Origin of the sequence: Dermacoccus sp. SAI-028 (assembly GCF_004346775.1) — a bacterium.
GTDB classification, from domain to species: domain Bacteria; phylum Actinomycetota; class Actinomycetes; order Actinomycetales; family Dermatophilaceae; genus Dermacoccus; species Dermacoccus nishinomiyaensis.
Window position 1 is genome coordinate 2,053,221 of record NZ_SMFS01000001.1, and the last position, 16,153, is coordinate 2,069,373.

The window sequence follows — 16,153 nt, forward strand, 5'->3', positions numbered from 1 at the left end:
TGCGACAGGGGCAGTCAGTCATACCGGGCCTAGCGGCCAGCATCCCCATCATCGGGGACACGAAGAAGGTAACGGACATCGGACCGATACCTCGCCCACGATCCGAGTCCCCCACTCGCATGGGCGATCTGACGCGCCGTCATCCGGCGGAGCCGAGCCGTCAATCGTGACCTCTCGGATCCGCGGAGCTCAGCGGTAGCGCCCGACGTGAGAAGGTCGAGCGCCGCATTTCGGCCCGCCTCGTTCCACGTGCGCCCCCGCGCGGCAGAGCGCTGCCAAGCTTGCGCTGCGAGATCATCGACGACGAGGGCACGTTCGACGCGGCGATGCGCAGAAAGGGACCCATCGACGACAGCAGCCTGCGCGGTTCGGATCGCGCATCCTTGACGGCGCGCCACGTCGGCCAGCGTCATCTCCATGACACATCTCTTCGCGTATGCGCATATTTGTGTCATCGGTTCACTTTGATGCAGATGCGCCATCCGGCGCGGAATTCGGTTGTCACCCGCGGGCACGAACTCGTGCTTCGTCCATGTCCTCAAAGCATCCGTGGCCGCGTCATGTCGGCGACGTCGTCCTGCGCGATCCCGTCGCGTGGGACGACGACATCATCGCCGGCTTCCGCAACGACCCCGCAGTCACACAATGGTTGATCGTGACGGAGGAAAGCCCGCAGAACTGGGACGCCGCTGGATGGGGGTCGCGGCGGGCGAGTCGGACTTCGCGCGCATCGCGGAGGTCGCCGGCATCGGAGCGCGTGCGGTGATCGACCCGTTGTTCAGGAACGGTTCATCGTCCGGGGCGGCTTCTGGCACGTCGGGCAGAAGTGCGACGAGCGGTTCATGAACTGCTCCCTGACGATCAGCGTGCCGCAGCGGCGGCACGGCTTGCCCTGCTGGCCGTAGGCGTCGAGAGAGCGATCGAAGTAGCCGCTCGCACCGTTGACGTTAACGTAGAGGGCGTCGAAGCTTGTGCCGCCATGATCGAGCGCAGAACGCATGACGTCCTGCGCCGCCGTGAGCACGCCGATGAGCTGCGTCTTCGTCAGCATGCGCCCCGGGCGTCGACCGTGCACCTGCGCGCGCCACAGCGCCTCGTCGGCGTAGATGTTGCCGATACCGCTGACGATGCCCTGATCGAGCAGCATCCGCTTGATCGCGACATCCTTGCTGCGCATGAGCCGCGCGGCGGCGCCCGCGTCGAACGCCTCCTCGAGCGGGTCAGGCGCGATGTGCGCGATCGACGCGGGCACCTCGCGCCCGTGCGCCACCGTCAGGTCGTCGAGGAACAACCCGCCGAACGTCCGTTGGTCGACGAAGCGCATCTGCTGGGCCGATGGTTCCGAGCGCGGCCTCTCCGATGCGTCAGTCACCCCCGGCGCATCCACCGCCTCACCCGAGCCAGCGCGCTCCCCCGACTTCCTGGGCGGCGAGAGCTTCACAGGCGCCGACAGGTCGAACACCGCATGCGCATGCTTCTCCAGCGGCGAGTCGGCGCTCTCGACGAGCACCTGTCCACTCATGCCGAGGTGGATGACGAGGGCGTCGTCGGCCACCGCACCCTCGCGCCGGTCCAGCGGCACCGTCGCGTCCGCCGAGCCATCAGAACCAGGCGCGGCGTCTTCGAACGTCATCCACAGGTACTTGCCGCGCCGTTGGGCCGACGCTACCCGTCGTCCGAGCAATGCGTCGGCCAGATGCTGCGGCCCCGGCAGGTGACGGCGTGCGACGCGCGAGCCCGTCACCCGGGACGTGACGAAGGCCCGGCCGACCACGTGGTCGTCCAGGCCTCGTCGTACGACTTCCACCTCGGGAAGCTCAGGCATGCGCACCGTCCGTGACGGCGACCGCGTCCGCCTCGTCGCGTACGACGTCACCGCCGGCCGAACCGGCGTTCTTCGCCGCTTCGTCGCGCAGGCTCACCCAGGCGTTCTCGGCGGCGATCATCTCGGCCGACTTCTTGTTGCGCCCCGTGCCGGCACCAAGGGTGCGCCCGTCGACTACGACGGTCGCGGTGAAGACCTTGTCGTGATCCGGCCCTTCACCCTCGACGACGTACGTCGGCGCACCGAGACCGGCCGCAGCGGTGGCCTCCTGCAGCGACGTCTTCCAGTCGAGCGCGGCCCCCATCGTCGACGATCGGTTCATCAACGGATCGATGAGGTGGTGGACGATGCGACGCCCCGCCTCGATGCCGCCCGAGAGGAACACCGTGCCGATGACGGCCTCCGTCGTGTCGGCGAGGATCGAATCCTTGTCGCGCCCACCCGTGGCGAGCTCGCCACGCCCGAGCAGCAGGTACTCCCCCAGCTCGAGACCGCGCGCGACCTCAGCGAGGGCCCTCGAGTTGACGACCGCCGCCCGCTGCTTCGCGAGGTGCCCCTCCGGCGCGTCGGGCTGATCCGTGTACAGCGTCTCGGTAACGACGAGGCCCAGCACGGCGTCGCCGAGGAACTCCTGGCGCTCGTTGTGCGGAATGCCGCCGTTCTCGTACGCGAACGAACGGTGGGTCAGGGCACGACGAAGCAGCGACTCGTCGACGTCCACACCCGAAACCTCAGAGAGGATCCGGACGAGGTCGCCGACGGGCCGCTGCGACACGTCAGCAGCTGACCGCTTCGAAGACTTCTTGCCCACGGTCTGCGATCGGCCGATCAGGCCTGGTGCTCGGTGCGCTCCGCTGCACCGTAGTGGCGGCCGTTGTACGTACCGCACGCCGGGCACGCCATGTGCGACTGCTTGTTGGCACCACACGCGGGGCACGCCTGCACGGCGACGGGCGTCGCCTTCCAGTTGGCTCGGCGCGAGCGGGTGTTGGCGCGGGACATCTTCCGCTTCGGGACAGCCACGTCAGTTCCTCTTCTCGTCTTCTGCCGATCCAGCCTCGGTCAGGTTGACCAGGGCCGACCAGCGGGGGTCGATAGCTTCGTGATGGTGATCGGGGTCGTCATCGAGTCGTGCACCGCATTCGGAGCACAACCCGAGGCAGTCCTCGTGACACACCGGTTGGAACGGCAGGGTGGGCACCACAGCGTCCCGCAGCACGGGCTCGAGGTCGGCGTCGTCGCCGTCGAGCTCGTGCAGTTCGTCCTCATCATCGCCGCCTGCCACCTCGCGGTGGTGCGCAGCACGATCGGCGTAGACGAACAGCTCCTGAAAGTGGACGTCGACCGGGTAGGTCACGTCCTCCAGGCACCGCACGCACGCGCCGGTTGCCGTCGCCTCGACCTCACCGGTGATGAGGACTCCTTCCATCACCGATTCGAGACGCAGGTCGAGCCCAACGGGCTGACCCTCCTCGATGCCGATGACGTCGGTACCGAAATCTGCCGGAGCCTCGACGTCGCGGTGGAGGCGCAGCGAATTTCCGGGTCGACGACCGAGCTCCCTGGTGTCGAGCACCAGCGGGCGGCGGGAATCAGCCTGGGTCATTACCTTGCACTCTTCGTCGGTCGAGAACTTCGAACATCTTTCGGCCACAGCGATGGCGTAGGCCGACGTGCAAGTCTACGCCGCGGGCGCGCACTCTCCCAAATCCCAGAATGTGCGGGCCTGCGCAGGTCAACGCGACGCGCCGACACGCTCAAGCAGCGGGCCGATGACGGGCTCCGGAACCATGCCCGTGACGTCGCCGCCGAGGCCCGCGACCTGCTTGATGAGCGAGCTCGACAGGTGATCCATGCCCGGGTTTCCGGGGATGAACACCGTCTCGAGACCCGATAGCGCGCGGTTCATCGTCGCCATCGGCGTCTCATAGCTGAAGTCGGTCTCCCCGCGGAGCCCCTTGACGACGAGCGGTGCGCCCAGCTCACGGCACACGTCGACGAGCAGCGTGTTGGCGTAGGCCGCGGCACGGACGTTGTCGAGATGCGCGACCGAGCGCTCGATGAGGTCGACGCGCTCGTCGGCGCTGAATGTCCCCTGCTTGTCGGGGTTGTGCAGCACCGTGACGACGACGTCGTCGAACAGCGCCGCGCACCGCTCGATGACGTCGAGGTGTCCCAGCGTCAGCGGGTCGAACGAGCCGGGGCAGACGCACGTCGTCATGATGTGACCTTCGCGATGTCCTCGGGCGTACCGGTGACGACGATCTCGGGCACGACCTGATCGAGCGTCGCGACGACGGCCTCGACGTCGTCGGGCTCGGGCGCGTCGTCCTGGGCGAGCTCGGCGAACCACATCGTCGTCTCCCCGTAGACGCGCGGCTCCCAGGCCTCCAGGCGCGGGTGCCACGTCGGCTGCGGCGAACGCGACGAGCGTTCGACGACGACGAGAGCGCGCTCGGCGAGCCACTCCCGCTCGACGAGCAGGTCGATGGCCTGCCGCAGCTGCTCCTCGCTCACGCTGTACGGCGGGTCCATGAGCACGAGCCCGGCCTTGACGCTCGGTGGGCCCTCGAGGAACTTCTCGACGGCCTGCGTCACGACACGCACCGGCGAGAACCCGAGGTTGCGCACGTTCGTGCGGATGACGGTCGCGACGCGGCGGTCGACCTCGACGAACGTCGCGGACGCGGCGCCGCGGCTGAACGCCTCCAGCCCGAGCGCGCCGGAGCCCGCGTACAGGTCGAGCACGTCCGCGCCGAGCATCGCACCGAGATGCTCCAGCCGGGAGAACAGCGCCTCACGGACGCGGTCGGACGTCGGGCGGGTGCCCGCTCCGGGGGGCGTGTCGAGCCTGCGGCCACCGGCGGAGCCGGCAATGATGCGCGTCATCAGCTTCTTTCCAGAAATTCGGCCTGCGACGCGTCCACGCGGGCATGCGCGGCCTGCGCCAGCAGGGGATGCTCGGTCAGAGACGGATCCGCTTCGACGATGGCGGCGGCCTCGGTGCGCGCGGCCTCGATGACGGCGAGATCGGACGCCTTCGTCAGCTCCAACCAGTCGAGAGACGATCGCCGTCCGCTCTGCGCGGCGCCGAGCACGTCTCCTTCCCGTCTCAAGTCTAGATCCAGATCGGCGATGGCGAATCCGTCGTTGGTCTCCGCGACGCGCCGCAGACGCTCGAGCGTGTCGGGGTTCTCGTTGCGTGTCACGAGCAGGCACAGCCCGCCGTGCTCGCCCCGCCCGACGCGTCCGCGCAGCTGGTGCAGCTGCGACAGGCCGAACCGGTCCGCGTCGACGATGACGATCATCGACGCGTTCGGCACGTCGACGCCCACCTCGATGACGGTCGTCGCGACGAGAACGTCGACCTCGCCGGCGCCGAAGCGGCGCATGACGTCGTCCTTCTCCTCGGCGGGCAGCCGGCCGTGCATGAGATCGATCCGCAGCCCAGCGAGCGCAGGCAGGCGGCGCATCTCGTCGATGAGGTCGACGACGCCGATGGGGCGCGCCGCGGCATCGCCCTCCCCGGCACCATGGGCGTCGGGCCCGTCGACGAGGCCCGGCGCGACGGGCTCGCTGCCGTCACCGATGCGTCCGGCGACGACGTAGACCTGACGCCCGGCGTGGCACTCCTCCGCGATGCGCTCCCACACCCGGTTCATCCACGACGCGACGTGCGTCGGCACGACGTGCGAGACGATCGGCGCACGCCCACGCGGCAGCTGACGAAGCGTCGAGACGTCGAGGTCGCCGAACGCCGTCATCGCGACGGTGCGCGGGATCGGCGTGGCCGTCATGACGAGCACGTGCGGCGGGCGGTGCGCCTTCGAGCTGAGCGCCGCGCGCTGCTCGACGCCGAAGCGGTGCTGCTCGTCGACGACGACGAGACCGAGGTCGGCGAACTCGACGTGCTTCTGCAGCAGCGCGTGCGTGCCGATGACGATGCCCGCCTCGCCCGAGACGATGTCGAGCAGCGCCTGCGTGCGCGCCGAGGCCGACATCGAGCCGGTGAGCAGCGTGACGCGGGTGCCGTCGTCCGCGCCGCCGAGGCGTCCGCGTTCGGCGAGCGGGCCGAGCATCGCGCGCATCGACGCGGCGTGCTGGGCAGCGAGCACCTCCGTCGGCGCGAGCAGTGCGGCCTGCGCGCCCGAGTCGACGACGGCGAGCATGGCGCGCAACGCGACGAGCGTCTTGCCCGAACCGACCTCACCCTGCAGCAAGCGGTGCATCGCGACAGGCTCGGCGAGATCGCGCGCGATCTGCTCCCCCACCTCGCGCTGGCCCTCGGTGAGCTCGAACGGCAACGTCGCATCGAAGCGTTCGAGCAAACCGCCGGGCTTCGCAACGCGCGGTGTCGACGGCTCGGAGCGCGCCTCGTGGCGCCGCTGGGCCAGCACGATCTGGGTGGTGAACGCCTCGTCGAACCGCAGCCGCTCACGCCCCGCCCGAACGTCGGCCATGCTCGCCGGCAGGTGCAGGCCGCGGTAGGCGCGGGTCGTCGTGACGAGGCCGTGACGCGCGCGCAGCGGCTCGCCGAGGGGGTCGGGGATCTCGCCGAGCGCGTCGAGGACGGTGCTGATCGACAGGGTGAGGTTGAGGTTGGTGATCTTCTCGACCTGCTTGTAGACCGGCACGAGGCTGCCCGGATACACGCTCATGTCGGCGCCGTCCATCAGCGTGTACTGCGGGTGTGACAGCTGAAGCTGCTTGTTGAACAGGCCGAGCTGGCCGCTGAACAGCGCGCGTTTGCCCGGGCGCAGGACGTTGTAGTGAGGCTGCGCACGGAAGAACGTGACGGCGGCGCGGCGGCCTTCGTCGTCGACGATGACGGCGTTCGCCATCGAACCCTTGCGCGTCTGCATGCGTCGTTGCGTCATCGTCTCGACGCGGGCGGTGAGCACGACGTGCTCGCCGAGTTCGAACTCGCCGAACGTGCTGCCGGCGTGCGCGTCGATGTAGCGGCGCGGGAAGTAGTCGAGCAGGTCGCGCACCGTCACGAGGTCACGCGCCTTCGCGAGCTTCTTCGCGCCGGATCCGAGGACGGCGAGCAGTGGCGACTCGAGCGTCACCTCACCCATGGGTCACCTCCATGAGGACGAGCGAACCGGCATCGAGACGCAAGACGTCGATGCTGCCGCCGTCACCGACGCGCGTGCGAGCGAGCGACAGGAACTTCTGCGCGGCACTTTCGTCGGCGCCGGGCGCGAGGCACACGAGCACCGACTCGGCGCCGGGGAGATGCAGACGGGCCAGGTCGCGCGCGGCCCGCCACGAGTCGGCCCGCAGGAATTCGACGTCGTCACCTGGGTCGTCGTCCTCCCAGACGGCGGCTTGCTCGCCCTCCCAATCACCGAACGGCGAGGCTGCATCGTCGAGTCGTTCGAGCAGCGCGAGGAGGTTGCTCGAGCGCGCGCCGTCACCGGCGTCGACGTCCGCGAGAACGTCACCGGCTGCGTGGCCCCACGGCGCTCCCGGCTCCCGCGAATCGCGCGTCTGCGCACCGAGGGCGAACGCGTAGGCGCGCACCGCCTCGTCGCGCGCGGCGACGAGCAAGGGTTCACACCCCGGCAGCGGGCCGTCGAAATGCGTCATCGTGACGGCGCTGATCGTCGCGCGCTCACGCATGACGGAAACGGCCGTCAAGGGCTCGTCCGTGTGCAGGTGGACGCGATGCAGCCGTTCGTCGCCCGCGACGACAACCGAATCGCCCCACCGCGCGAGCACGTCACGCAGCGCCGAGGCGCCCTCGTCGTCGAGGCCCTCGGCGACGCACACGACCTCGAAGGCCGGGCCACCCGCGGCGACGTGGCAGCCCGCGTCCTCCTCCAACGACGTCGTCCGACGCGCGTCGAGCCACGAGCGGGTGTTCGTCCGGGGCAGGCCCCCCGCACCCGAGGCGACGCGGTCGAGGGCATCGAGGACGAGCAGCAGACCCGCACCCCCGGCGTCGACGACGCGCGAACGCACGAGCGCCTCCAACTGTGCGGGCGTCGCGTCCAACGCCTCCTGCGCAGCCTGGTGTGCCGCCCGCGCCACCTCGGCGGCATCGGCCTCGCGTCCTGCGCCGGCCGCCTCGTCGACGCATCGACGGGCGGCGAGGGCCGCGGCCTGCGCGACCGACAGGATCGTGCCCTCCACCGGTTCGCCCACCGCCCCGCGGGCGCAGGCCGAGGCGGACCCGAGCGCCTCCGCGAGGCCCGGACCGTCGAGGCCGACCTCGAGGACGGCGGGATCGGCCAGCAGCACGCGGACGAAACCGCGCACGTATTCGGAGAGGATGACGCCGGAGTTGCCCTGCGCCGCCCGCGTCATGCCGGTGACGAACGCCTTGGTGCGCACGCGCGGCGCATCGTCCGAACCGGTCTGTGAGAGTGCGACGAAGCCCGCTTCGAGGCTGGCGCGCATGTTGGTGCCGGTGTCGCCGTCGGGCACGGGAAAGACGTTGAGCGCGTTGAGCGTCGACTCCGCCGACGACAGTTCGACGCGTGCGGAGACGAGGGCGCGGGCAAGGTCACGCGCATTCAGGCGTTGCGTCATGCACCCTCCTGCCTCTCGCTCCGGCGACCGCCGCGGGCGTCTCCCGCGAGACGTGAATCGTCATCGCGGCATGTCACGAGTACCTTGGCACACGGGTCTGACAACCGCGGCAGGACGGGGTGAAAAGCCGTCCACGCCACTCCGGGCGGACGCCACACGCACGGCGAACCGGCGACGCTCGGGCGGCTCCGCATGCGGCGCGCCGCGCTCGACAGGCCGGCCTCCACGCACCCGACCGCGTCGCCGTTTTGATCCCACCCGCTGCCTCCGGCTATGCTGTCCAGGTTGCCCCCATGACATCACGCGCATCATCTCGACGCTGCGGATCGATGGGGGCGAGCGAGACCGTCAGGTCTTGCGCGAAGCAACCGAAGGGCATCCGCCCGAACACATCGACTTCAGGAGAAACCGTGGCTGCCACCTGCGACGTCTGCGGCAAGGGACCGGGCTTCGGTCACAACATCTCGCACTCCAACCGCCGCACGAAGCGTCGTTGGAACCCGAACATCCAGCGCGTTCGCGCCCTGGTCGGCGAGGCTGGCGTGACCCCGAAGCGTCTCAACGTCTGCACCTCCTGCCTCAAGGCAGGCAAGGTCAAGCGCTGATCTCGGCACTTGTTCGAAAAACCCGGCTTCGGCCGGGTTTTTTGTTGCCTGCTCGACGCCCGCGAACCGACGAATCCCCGGCCTCCTCGAAGGAGACCGGGGGATTCGTCTGACGACGCCGCGCGGAAACGCTCAGGCCCCGCGCGAGGCGTTCAGTGCGCGGTGGGCTTGCCCTGACGCTCGGCGGCGGCCTTGTCGGCCTCCAGCTCGCGCTCGTCGACGACGATGGGGCGCGTCACGGCCCACGCGATGAGCGCGGCGCCGATGACGATGAGGCCGATGCCCGTCCACAGGTTGAGGTTGACGCCGTCGGCCTTCGCCTTGTCGGCGGTGCTCGTCGTGAAGCTCGTGACGAGCAGGATGAGGCCGTAGAGCGCCATCAGCAACCCGATGATGTTGCGGATGTCGAACAGGCCGGCGCCGTGACGGGCCGAGTTGCCGGCCTTGGTCGTCGTCACCTCGTCCGCGCTGTCACGCCCGGTGTGCACGGCCTCGTCACGCCCGCGCGGGGCGTCGTGCGCGTCGTTGATCGGTGTACTCATGATCGATGCCCCTTAGTGGAAGACGACGTTGAGGATGATGACGAGCAGCAGCGACAGGCCCGCGAGCTTCGTCGGCGACTTGAAGAACGACGTGTTCGTGTCTTCCTCGAAGTCCTCCTTCGGCGTCTCGCTGTAGACGAGACCGCGCAGGCTCTCCGCCGGTTTCGGCTGCGTCATGAGACTGACGATGACGCTTACGACGATGTCGACGACGAACGCCGTACCAGCCGCGACGAACGACGCGCCCTGACCACCGATGTGGATGACGTCCTGCGACAGATCGCCGAGCGCGTTCTCCGACAGGACGGCGACGACGAGCGCGCCGACCGTACCGGAGACGAGGCCGGCCCAACCGGCCGTCGGCGTCATGCGCTTCCAGAACATGCCGAGGATGAACGTCGCGAACAGCGGCGCGTTGAAGAAGCCGAACAGCGTCTGCAGGTAGTCCATCGCGTTCGAGTAGCTTCGCGCCAGGAGGGACGTGCCGATCGCGATGATCGTCGCGACGACTGTCATGATGCGGCCGATCTTGATGTAGTACGCGTCGTCACGATCCTTGACGACGTACTCCTGCCAGATGTCGTAGCTGAACACCGTGTTGAACGCCGAGATGTTCGCGGCCATGCCAGCCATGAACGCGGCGAGCATGCCCGCGATGGCCACACCGAGAAGACCGTTCGGCAGCAGGTCGCTCATGAGGTACAGCAGGGAGTTGTTGTAGTCCGGGTTGCCGCCGCTGGCCTTCGCCTTCGCGATCTCAGGCACGAGCGCGCCGGCGATGATGCCCGGGATGATGATGATGAACGGGATGAACATCTTCGGGAACGTGCCGATGATCGGCGCGCGACGCGCGGAGTTCATGTCCTTCGAGGCCATGACGCGCTGCACCTCGACGAAGTTCGTCGTCCAGTAACCGAACGACAGCACGAAGCCGAGACCGAAGACGATGCCGATGACGGACCACACCGAATCGGTGAAGCCGGTCAGCGAGTTGCCCGGCCACGACGACAGCTCGCCGTCCGTGCCCGCGGCCTTCATCTTGGCCTGCAGCCCGTCCCAACCGCCGACCTTGTGCAGGGCGGCGAGCGTCAACGGCAGCAGCGCCGCCACGATGACGAAGAACTGCAGCACCTCGTTGTAGATCGCGGCCGAGAGGCCACCGAGGGTGATGTAGCTGAGGACGATGACGGCGGCGACTATCGTCGAGACCGTCATGTCCCAGCCGAGCAGCATGTTGACGATCTTGGCGAGCAGGAACAGGTTGACGCCGGCGATGAGCACCTGCGCGAGCGCGAACGAGATCGCGTTGACGAGGTGGGCGCCCGTGCCGAAGCGACGCTTCATGAACTCAGGCACCGAGCGCACGCCCGAGCCGTAGTAGAACGGCATCATGACGATGGCGAGGAACAACATCGCCGGGATCGCGCCGATCCAGTAGTAGTGGAACGTCGGCATGCCCATCTTGGCGCCCGACGCGGACATGCCCATGATCTCCACCGCACCGAGGTTCGCGGAGATGAAGGCAAGGCCGGTGACCCAGGCGGGCAGGGATCGGCCGGACATGAAGAAGTCGATGCTGGAGCTCACCTGTCGGCGGGCCAACAGGCCGATGCCGAGCACGAACACGAAGTACAACGCGATGAGCACGTAGTCGACCGGCCCCGCGTCGAGGCGCAGAGCTGAGGAATCCATAGGCAGCAAGGCTGGCTCCCGGACAGTCGTGGAGGAAAGTGACCCTCGACGGTAACGCCAAGCTCGCACCGCGCGCCATGGTGAAGGGGCTCACACTCGGAATCGAGACCCGTTTGCAATGTTCGGCGCCGCGCCCGGGTGGCGTCTCGCGGCTACGGCACGCGCGCTGCGCCGGCGCTGAGGTGCTGGAGCGGCATGGGGCCCTCGACCCGGACGGCCGGCGCACGGCGCCCGCGTGACGAGCGAACGCCGTCAGTCGGACGACGGGGGGCGCGCCCGTTCGTAGTGCGACCAGCCGCGTTCGACGACGTCGACGCCGTCGAGCGTCACCGCGGCCCGCCGGCCGGACGTGCTTGCTGCGGGTGCGACGACGCGACCGATGACGTGCCAGCCCGGCGGCACCGCGTCGGCGTCGCAGGTGCCGAGCAGCGCGTGCTCCTCGCCGCTCGCGAGGACGCAGTCGAGCGCCCGATCCCCCAGCAGCGGCCGCAGCGGCGCCGCCATGCGTTCCAGCGCGGCGCGATCGAGTTCGATGCCGACGCCGGACGCCGCGGCCAGACGCGCCGCGTCCCGCCCCAACCCGTCGGAGACGTCCATCGCGACGCCCATCCCCGCGCTCACGGCCTCGTCGCCTGCATAGCGCGGCCGGGGTGCGCGATGGAACGTCACACACTCGCGTGCGACGGCTTCGGCCGCCCCGTTCGCGGCTGGGGGGGGCCCTGCACCCACGGCTGCGCGGGACGCGGCCTCGCCGTCTGTGGGGGGCGCTTGGCGATCGTCTGCGCATGTGCGGAGCGCTTGGTTCGCGTCTGCGTCTGCGTGGAGAAATTCGTCAGCGACGGACGGGCCGGGATCACGACGGGTCGTCGCCCCCGCATCTCGTGGCGGCCAGGCCACTTCGCCGCTGAGAACGAGCAGACCGGCTTGCGAGCGTCCCAGCCGGTCGGAGACGACGACCACCTGGCCGGGCCGGGCGGCGGAGCGTGTCAGCGCCGGCACGCCGGGGGCGAGTTCGCCGAGCGCGGTGACGGTGATGACGACGGTGCCTGCGGGCGCGCCCGACAGGTCGCCGCCGAGGGATCCGCAACCCGCGCGACGCAGTTCGTCAGCCATGCCGTCGGTGAGCTCGACGAGCCAGTCGACACGCGTGCGCTCCTCCGTGGCGAGCGCCACGACGACGCCGGTGGGCCGCGCGCCCATCGCGACGACGTCGGCGAGGTTCTGGGCGATCACCTTGACCCCGACGTCGTGGGCGCTCGACCAGTCGTCGCGCCAGTCGAGATCGAGCACCACCGAGTCGGTCGTGACGACGGTACGGCCCGTCGCGAGGGGCAGGACGGCTGCGTCGTCACCGGGCCCGATCTCGGCGTCGGCCGCCGCGAGGTGGGGGGTGATCGCCGCAAGGACGCCGGCCTCCCCGACGTCGGCGACGGTCGCCGCGTCGCCGCCGACCCGCGGTGTCCAGGTCGGTCTGAGCCACGGGGGGGTCGCGAGGTCGGTCACCACGCCATTCAATCAGCCGCTTCATCCTGACGACGGCGCGAGCGCCGCGCGCAGCACACGGCGAGCTTCAGAGCTGAAACCCCCGTCAGGCAGGACCGCAGCTCGCAAGCACGCTGCTGCGAGCTGAAACGCCGCCCTGCGGAATCGTGGGGCCCCACGCGAAATTCCGATCGTCAGAGCTGAAACCCCCCGTCAGGCAGGATCGCAGCTCTCAGGGACGTTCCCGGGAGCTGAAACTCTGTTAGGCGGGATCGCAGCTCCCAAGCATCTCGGTCCCCCGATCAGCCCCGGGCGCCGGTGCGGGTTGGATGGTTGCGGGCCGGGCAGGCGCGGGGTGGGCAGACGAGGGTCGATAGCCTATGGGTCATGTCAGCACGCGTCGCTCTAACTCTCGCCGGTGCGGCAACGCTGGCGCTCACCGCATGCGGTGACTCGCCCGTCGCTGCGAAGCCTGCTGCGCAGGCGTCATCGTCCGAGTGCGCGGCTGTCGCGAAGTCGTGGCCGAAGACGGTCTCGGGGCTCGATTCCTACCCCGACTCGGCCAATTCGCCGACCGTGCACGCCTGGGGCAAGCACGCTGACGAGGCCCTCATCGCGCGCTGCGGCGTCACCTCACCCGGCCCGACGAGCGACGCCTGCTTCTCCGCGAACGACGTCGACTGGGTGCAGATCCCGGTCTCGGGCGGCACGCGGTACGTCACCTACGGTCGTGAGCCGGCGATCGAGGTGCTCGTCCCGTCGTCGGCGAACCTCGACGGCACGCTGCTCGCCGCGTTCGCCCCCGCGGCGAAGAAGATCGCTCAGGGTCCACACCGCTGTTCCTGACGGGCGGCGCCGATTCGGTTCGGCTCCGGTTCCCCCGACCCGGCCATCGTCGCCGCGTCACGACCCAAAAGACCCCCGGACTCCCCCACGGGACCCGCGGACGCGGAGCTGCCGTCAGCGCAGACCGGTCTTGCGCTCGCGCGCCAATTCGATGAGATCGGTGATGAGGTCGGTGTAGTCGAGGCCGCTCTCGCGCCACACGGCCGGGAACATCGACACGGGCGTGAAGCCGGGCAGGGTGTTGATCTCGTTGAGGAAGAGCGTGCCGTCGGCGGTGTAGAACCAGTCGACGCGCGCGAGGCCCTCGCAGCCGGCGGCGTCGAACGCCTTGATCGACAGCTCCTTGATGCGCGCGGTGTCCTCGGCGCTGACATCGGCGGGGCACGCGAGGCGCAGCCCGTCGTCGTTGAGATACTTGGCCTCGAAGTCGTAGAAGGCGTGCTCGCCGATCTCCTCGATCTCACCGAGTTCGGACGCGCGCGGCAGGTCGCTGCCGTGGCCTTCGAGCACACCGCATTCGACCTCGCGGCCCACGATGCCGGCCTCGATGACAACCTTCGGGTCGCTCTCGCGCGCCAGTTCGATGGCGGCCTCGAGCTGGTCGCGCGAATCGACCTTCGAGATGCCGACCGACGAACCCGCGCGTGCCGGTTTGACGAAGACGGGGTAGCGCAGCGGTGCGACGCTCGCCATCGCGGCTTCCTTGTCGCGGCGCCACTGCTTGTCGGTGATGACGACGTAGGGGCCGACGGGCAGCCCGGCGGCCTCGAACACGATCTTCATCATGTGCTTGTCCATCATGACGGCCGACGCCGTGACGCCCGAGCCGACGTAGCGCAGGTCGGCGAGTTCGAGCAGGCCCTGCAGGGTGCCGTCCTCACCGAACGGCCCGTGCAGCAGCGGCAGGACGACGTCGACGGACGTCAGTGCCTGCGGGGTCTGCCCCGCATCGAGCACGAGGATGTCGTGCTGGTCGGGCGACGGTGCGATGACGACCTCGCGGCCGGCGTCGTTCGTCACCTCCGGCAGCTTCTTGCCCTGGATCGCGAGCGCCGACGGGTCGTCGGGCATGAGCACCCACTGGCCGGCCCTGCTGATGCCGATCGGCACGACGTCGTAGCGCTCACGGTCGATCGCGGCGAGAACGCCGGCGGCGGTGGCGCACGAGATGGCGTGCTCGGAGGAACGCCCACCGAAGACGACGGCGACGCGGGTGCGGGGCTGCGAAGTGCTCATCGCGGCCAACAATAGCGGCTCTTCACAGATGAGGGTGTAGTTGAGGTCTGAATCCGCCGGACTCGAGCAGGGATCTGGCGATGTAGTTGGTCAGGTTGCGGAAGCCCAGGGCCGAGCCGCGCAGGTGCTCCAGGCGTCCGTTGATCGCCTCTGTGGGGCCATTGCTGGTGCCAGGCCGCTCGAAGTAGGCCAGCACGTCGGTGGCGCGAGCCTTCAGGGTCCGACCGAGCTTGCGCAACTCGTCCAGCCCGGCGGGGACGTCTTGGCTGACGGCGTCGATGAGCGCCTCCATCGCCGCGCGGCCGAGGGATCGGTCCTTCTCGCGGTAGGCCGCGATCATCCGCTGGTAGATCCCCCAGGTCGCCTCGACGGGCACGTGCTCCTCGAGCACGAACAGCTCCTGCAGGCGGGTCTGCTGCTTGTCGGTGAGCAGGCCCGCGCCGGTGTGCAACGTTCTACGCGCACGGTAGAGCGGGTCGTCTTTGCGGCCGCGGTGCCCGTGCAGTTCCTGCTGGACTCGGCGTCGGCACTGGTCGAGGGCATCACCGGCAAGGCGCACGACGTGGAAGGGATCCATCACCGCAGCCGCGTCGGGCAGTTCCTCGGCGGTGGCGCTCTTGAACCCGGTGAAGCCATCCATCGCGACGACTTCGATGGCCTCACGCCATGCCTGAGGGCGAGCGGCGAGCCACTCCTTGAAGACTCGCTTGGAGCGGCCCTCGACCATGTCCAGCAGTCGTGCTGGGCCGCTGCGGTCGCGGATCGGGGTCAGGTCGATGATCACGGTCACGTATTTGTCGCCTTTGCGTGTGTGCCGCCAGACGTGCTCGTCGACGCCGAGCACGCGGACGCCGTCGAAGCGGTTCGGGTCCTCGATCAGGACGCGTGTGCCCTGGGCCAGGACGGCATCGTTGGCGGTGTTCCACGCAACCCCGAGCCCCTCAGCGACCCGCGCGACCGTCAGGTGTGCGATGACGATGCCCTCCAGCGCCCACGCCAGCCCTCGCCGGGAGAGCTTCGCGCGTGGCTCGGCCGCCAAAGACGTGTCTTGGCGCCACACGTGGCCGCAGCCGGTGCACCGGTAGCGGCGGACCGTGACCTCCAACGTCGTCGGACGCCACCCCAACGGCTCGTGGGCCAGCCGGCGGACAACCGTGCCGCGCGCGGTTCCTTCACAGCCACAGCGTCGGCACCAGCGGTCGGGTTCGACGACTCGACAGGCCAGGACCGCACCGGCGGGCTCGAGGCGCTGACCGGTGGCCTCAAGGCCGAGCTCATTCAAGCGGCAGAACATGGTCAGGTCAGGGTCGGTGAAGGTAGCGTCAGGCACGTCGAGGTCTTCCAGATGGGCAGTGTGAGAACTTCCATCATCGGAAGGCCTCGACGCC

General features: G+C 69.3%; 15 protein-coding genes. 2 read left to right on the plus strand and 13 right to left on the minus strand.

Annotation, left to right across the window (positions count from 1 at the left end; translation table 11 throughout):
* Positions 1 to 778 precede the first annotated feature (778 nt).
* The 8 genes from mutM to EDC82_RS09420 form a co-directional block, all read right to left on the minus strand.
* Positions 779 to 1,825, minus strand: coding sequence for a bifunctional DNA-formamidopyrimidine glycosylase/DNA-(apurinic or apyrimidinic site) lyase (mutM, locus tag EDC82_RS09385; RefSeq protein ID WP_040014157.1), 1,047 nt, complete (start codon positions 1,823 to 1,825; stop codon positions 779 to 781).
* On the minus strand, positions 1,818 to 2,600 hold the full coding sequence (gene rnc / locus EDC82_RS09390; protein WP_235006183.1) for a ribonuclease III: 783 nt from the start codon (positions 2,598 to 2,600) through the stop codon (positions 1,818 to 1,820). The genes mutM and rnc overlap by 8 nt, the downstream gene beginning before the upstream one ends.
* 53 nt (positions 2,601 to 2,653) lie before the next feature.
* The gene (rpmF, locus tag EDC82_RS09395; protein ID WP_006943268.1) at positions 2,654 to 2,848 is read right to left on the minus strand and encodes a 50S ribosomal protein L32; all 195 of its coding nucleotides are present in this window, start codon (positions 2,846 to 2,848) and stop codon (positions 2,654 to 2,656) included.
* 1 nt (position 2,849) lies between these two features.
* Positions 2,850 to 3,431 (minus strand): DUF177 domain-containing protein, encoded by a 582-nt coding sequence (locus tag EDC82_RS09400; RefSeq protein ID WP_006943286.1) that lies wholly within the window; start codon positions 3,429 to 3,431, stop codon positions 2,850 to 2,852.
* 129 nt (positions 3,432 to 3,560) lie between these two features.
* On the minus strand, positions 3,561 to 4,046 hold the full coding sequence (gene coaD / locus EDC82_RS09405) for a pantetheine-phosphate adenylyltransferase (RefSeq protein WP_006943276.1): 486 nt from the start codon (positions 4,044 to 4,046) through the stop codon (positions 3,561 to 3,563).
* On the minus strand, positions 4,043 to 4,714 hold the full coding sequence (gene rsmD / locus EDC82_RS09410) for a 16S rRNA (guanine(966)-N(2))-methyltransferase RsmD (RefSeq protein ID WP_074045549.1): 672 nt from the start codon (positions 4,712 to 4,714) through the stop codon (positions 4,043 to 4,045). The genes coaD and rsmD overlap by 4 nt, the downstream gene beginning before the upstream one ends.
* The gene (locus EDC82_RS09415) at positions 4,714 to 6,903 is read right to left on the minus strand and encodes an ATP-dependent DNA helicase RecG (protein WP_131941276.1); all 2,190 of its coding nucleotides are present in this window, start codon (positions 6,901 to 6,903) and stop codon (positions 4,714 to 4,716) included. The genes rsmD and EDC82_RS09415 overlap by 1 nt, the downstream gene beginning before the upstream one ends.
* A complete protein-coding gene (locus tag EDC82_RS09420; RefSeq protein WP_074041195.1) occupies positions 6,896 to 8,362 on the minus strand; it encodes a DAK2 domain-containing protein in 1,467 nt (488 codons plus the stop codon). Before EDC82_RS09420 ends, EDC82_RS09415 begins: the two co-directional genes overlap by 8 nt.
* Positions 8,363 to 8,772: 410 nt before the next feature.
* Here EDC82_RS09420 and rpmB point away from each other — a divergent pair, with 410 nt between their 5' ends.
* Positions 8,773 to 8,967 (plus strand): 50S ribosomal protein L28, encoded by a 195-nt coding sequence (gene rpmB, locus EDC82_RS09425; RefSeq protein ID WP_006943284.1) that lies wholly within the window; start codon positions 8,773 to 8,775, stop codon positions 8,965 to 8,967.
* 152 nt (positions 8,968 to 9,119) lie between these two features.
* On the opposite strand, the gene EDC82_RS09430 is transcribed toward rpmB, so the two are convergent.
* From EDC82_RS09430 to EDC82_RS09440, 3 genes are all read right to left on the minus strand, one after another.
* On the minus strand, positions 9,120 to 9,509 hold the full coding sequence (locus EDC82_RS09430) for a hypothetical protein (RefSeq protein WP_235006185.1): 390 nt from the start codon (positions 9,507 to 9,509) through the stop codon (positions 9,120 to 9,122).
* A gap of 12 nt (positions 9,510 to 9,521) precedes the next feature.
* The gene (locus EDC82_RS09435; RefSeq protein WP_006943271.1) at positions 9,522 to 11,201 is read right to left on the minus strand and encodes a sodium:solute symporter family protein; all 1,680 of its coding nucleotides are present in this window, start codon (positions 11,199 to 11,201) and stop codon (positions 9,522 to 9,524) included.
* Between the two features lie 252 nt (positions 11,202 to 11,453).
* Positions 11,454 to 12,704 (minus strand): thiamine-monophosphate kinase, encoded by a 1,251-nt coding sequence (locus tag EDC82_RS09440; protein WP_160126216.1) that lies wholly within the window; start codon positions 12,702 to 12,704, stop codon positions 11,454 to 11,456.
* 366 nt (positions 12,705 to 13,070) lie between these two features.
* On the opposite strand from EDC82_RS09440, the gene EDC82_RS09445 reads away from it, so the two are divergent.
* Complete coding sequence (locus EDC82_RS09445) at positions 13,071 to 13,529, plus strand: DUF3515 family protein (RefSeq protein WP_062257673.1); 459 nt, start codon at positions 13,071 to 13,073, stop codon at positions 13,527 to 13,529.
* Positions 13,530 to 13,643: 114 nt separating this feature from the next.
* Here the strand turns inward: EDC82_RS09445 and EDC82_RS09450 are convergent, their stop codons facing one another.
* Both EDC82_RS09450 and EDC82_RS09455 read right to left on the minus strand, forming a co-directional pair.
* On the minus strand, positions 13,644 to 14,765 hold the full coding sequence (locus EDC82_RS09450) for a D-alanine--D-alanine ligase family protein (protein WP_131941281.1): 1,122 nt from the start codon (positions 14,763 to 14,765) through the stop codon (positions 13,644 to 13,646).
* 22 nt (positions 14,766 to 14,787) lie between these two features.
* Complete coding sequence (locus EDC82_RS09455) at positions 14,788 to 16,095, minus strand: ISL3 family transposase (protein WP_083604063.1); 1,308 nt, start codon at positions 16,093 to 16,095, stop codon at positions 14,788 to 14,790.
* Positions 16,096 to 16,153: the final 58 nt, after the last annotated feature.

Bases quoted from the DNA above. Each gene is read 5' to 3' on its own strand.
- EDC82_RS09400 (WP_006943286.1), bottom strand. From the start codon at position 3,431: ATGACCCAGGCTGATTCCCGCCGCCCGCTGGTGCTCGACACCAGGGAG.
- coaD (WP_006943276.1), bottom strand. From the start codon at position 4,046: ATGACGACGTGCGTCTGCCCCGGCTCGTTCGACCCGCTGACGCTGGGA.
- EDC82_RS09415 (WP_131941276.1), bottom strand. From the start codon at position 6,903: ATGGGTGAGGTGACGCTCGAGTCGCCACTGCTCGCCGTCCTCGGATCC.
- rsmD (WP_074045549.1), bottom strand. From the start codon at position 4,714: ATGACGCGCATCATTGCCGGCTCCGCCGGTGGCCGCAGGCTCGACACG.
- EDC82_RS09430 (WP_235006185.1), bottom strand. From the start codon at position 9,509: ATGAGTACACCGATCAACGACGCGCACGACGCCCCGCGCGGGCGTGAC.
- EDC82_RS09445 (WP_062257673.1), top strand. From the start codon at position 13,071: ATGTCAGCACGCGTCGCTCTAACTCTCGCCGGTGCGGCAACGCTGGCG.
- EDC82_RS09435 (WP_006943271.1), bottom strand. From the start codon at position 11,201: ATGGATTCCTCAGCTCTGCGCCTCGACGCGGGGCCGGTCGACTACGTG.
- mutM (WP_040014157.1), bottom strand. From the start codon at position 1,825: ATGCCTGAGCTTCCCGAGGTGGAAGTCGTACGACGAGGCCTGGACGAC.
- EDC82_RS09450 (WP_131941281.1), bottom strand. From the start codon at position 14,765: ATGAGCACTTCGCAGCCCCGCACCCGCGTCGCCGTCGTCTTCGGTGGG.
- EDC82_RS09420 (WP_074041195.1), bottom strand. From the start codon at position 8,362: ATGACGCAACGCCTGAATGCGCGTGACCTTGCCCGCGCCCTCGTCTCC.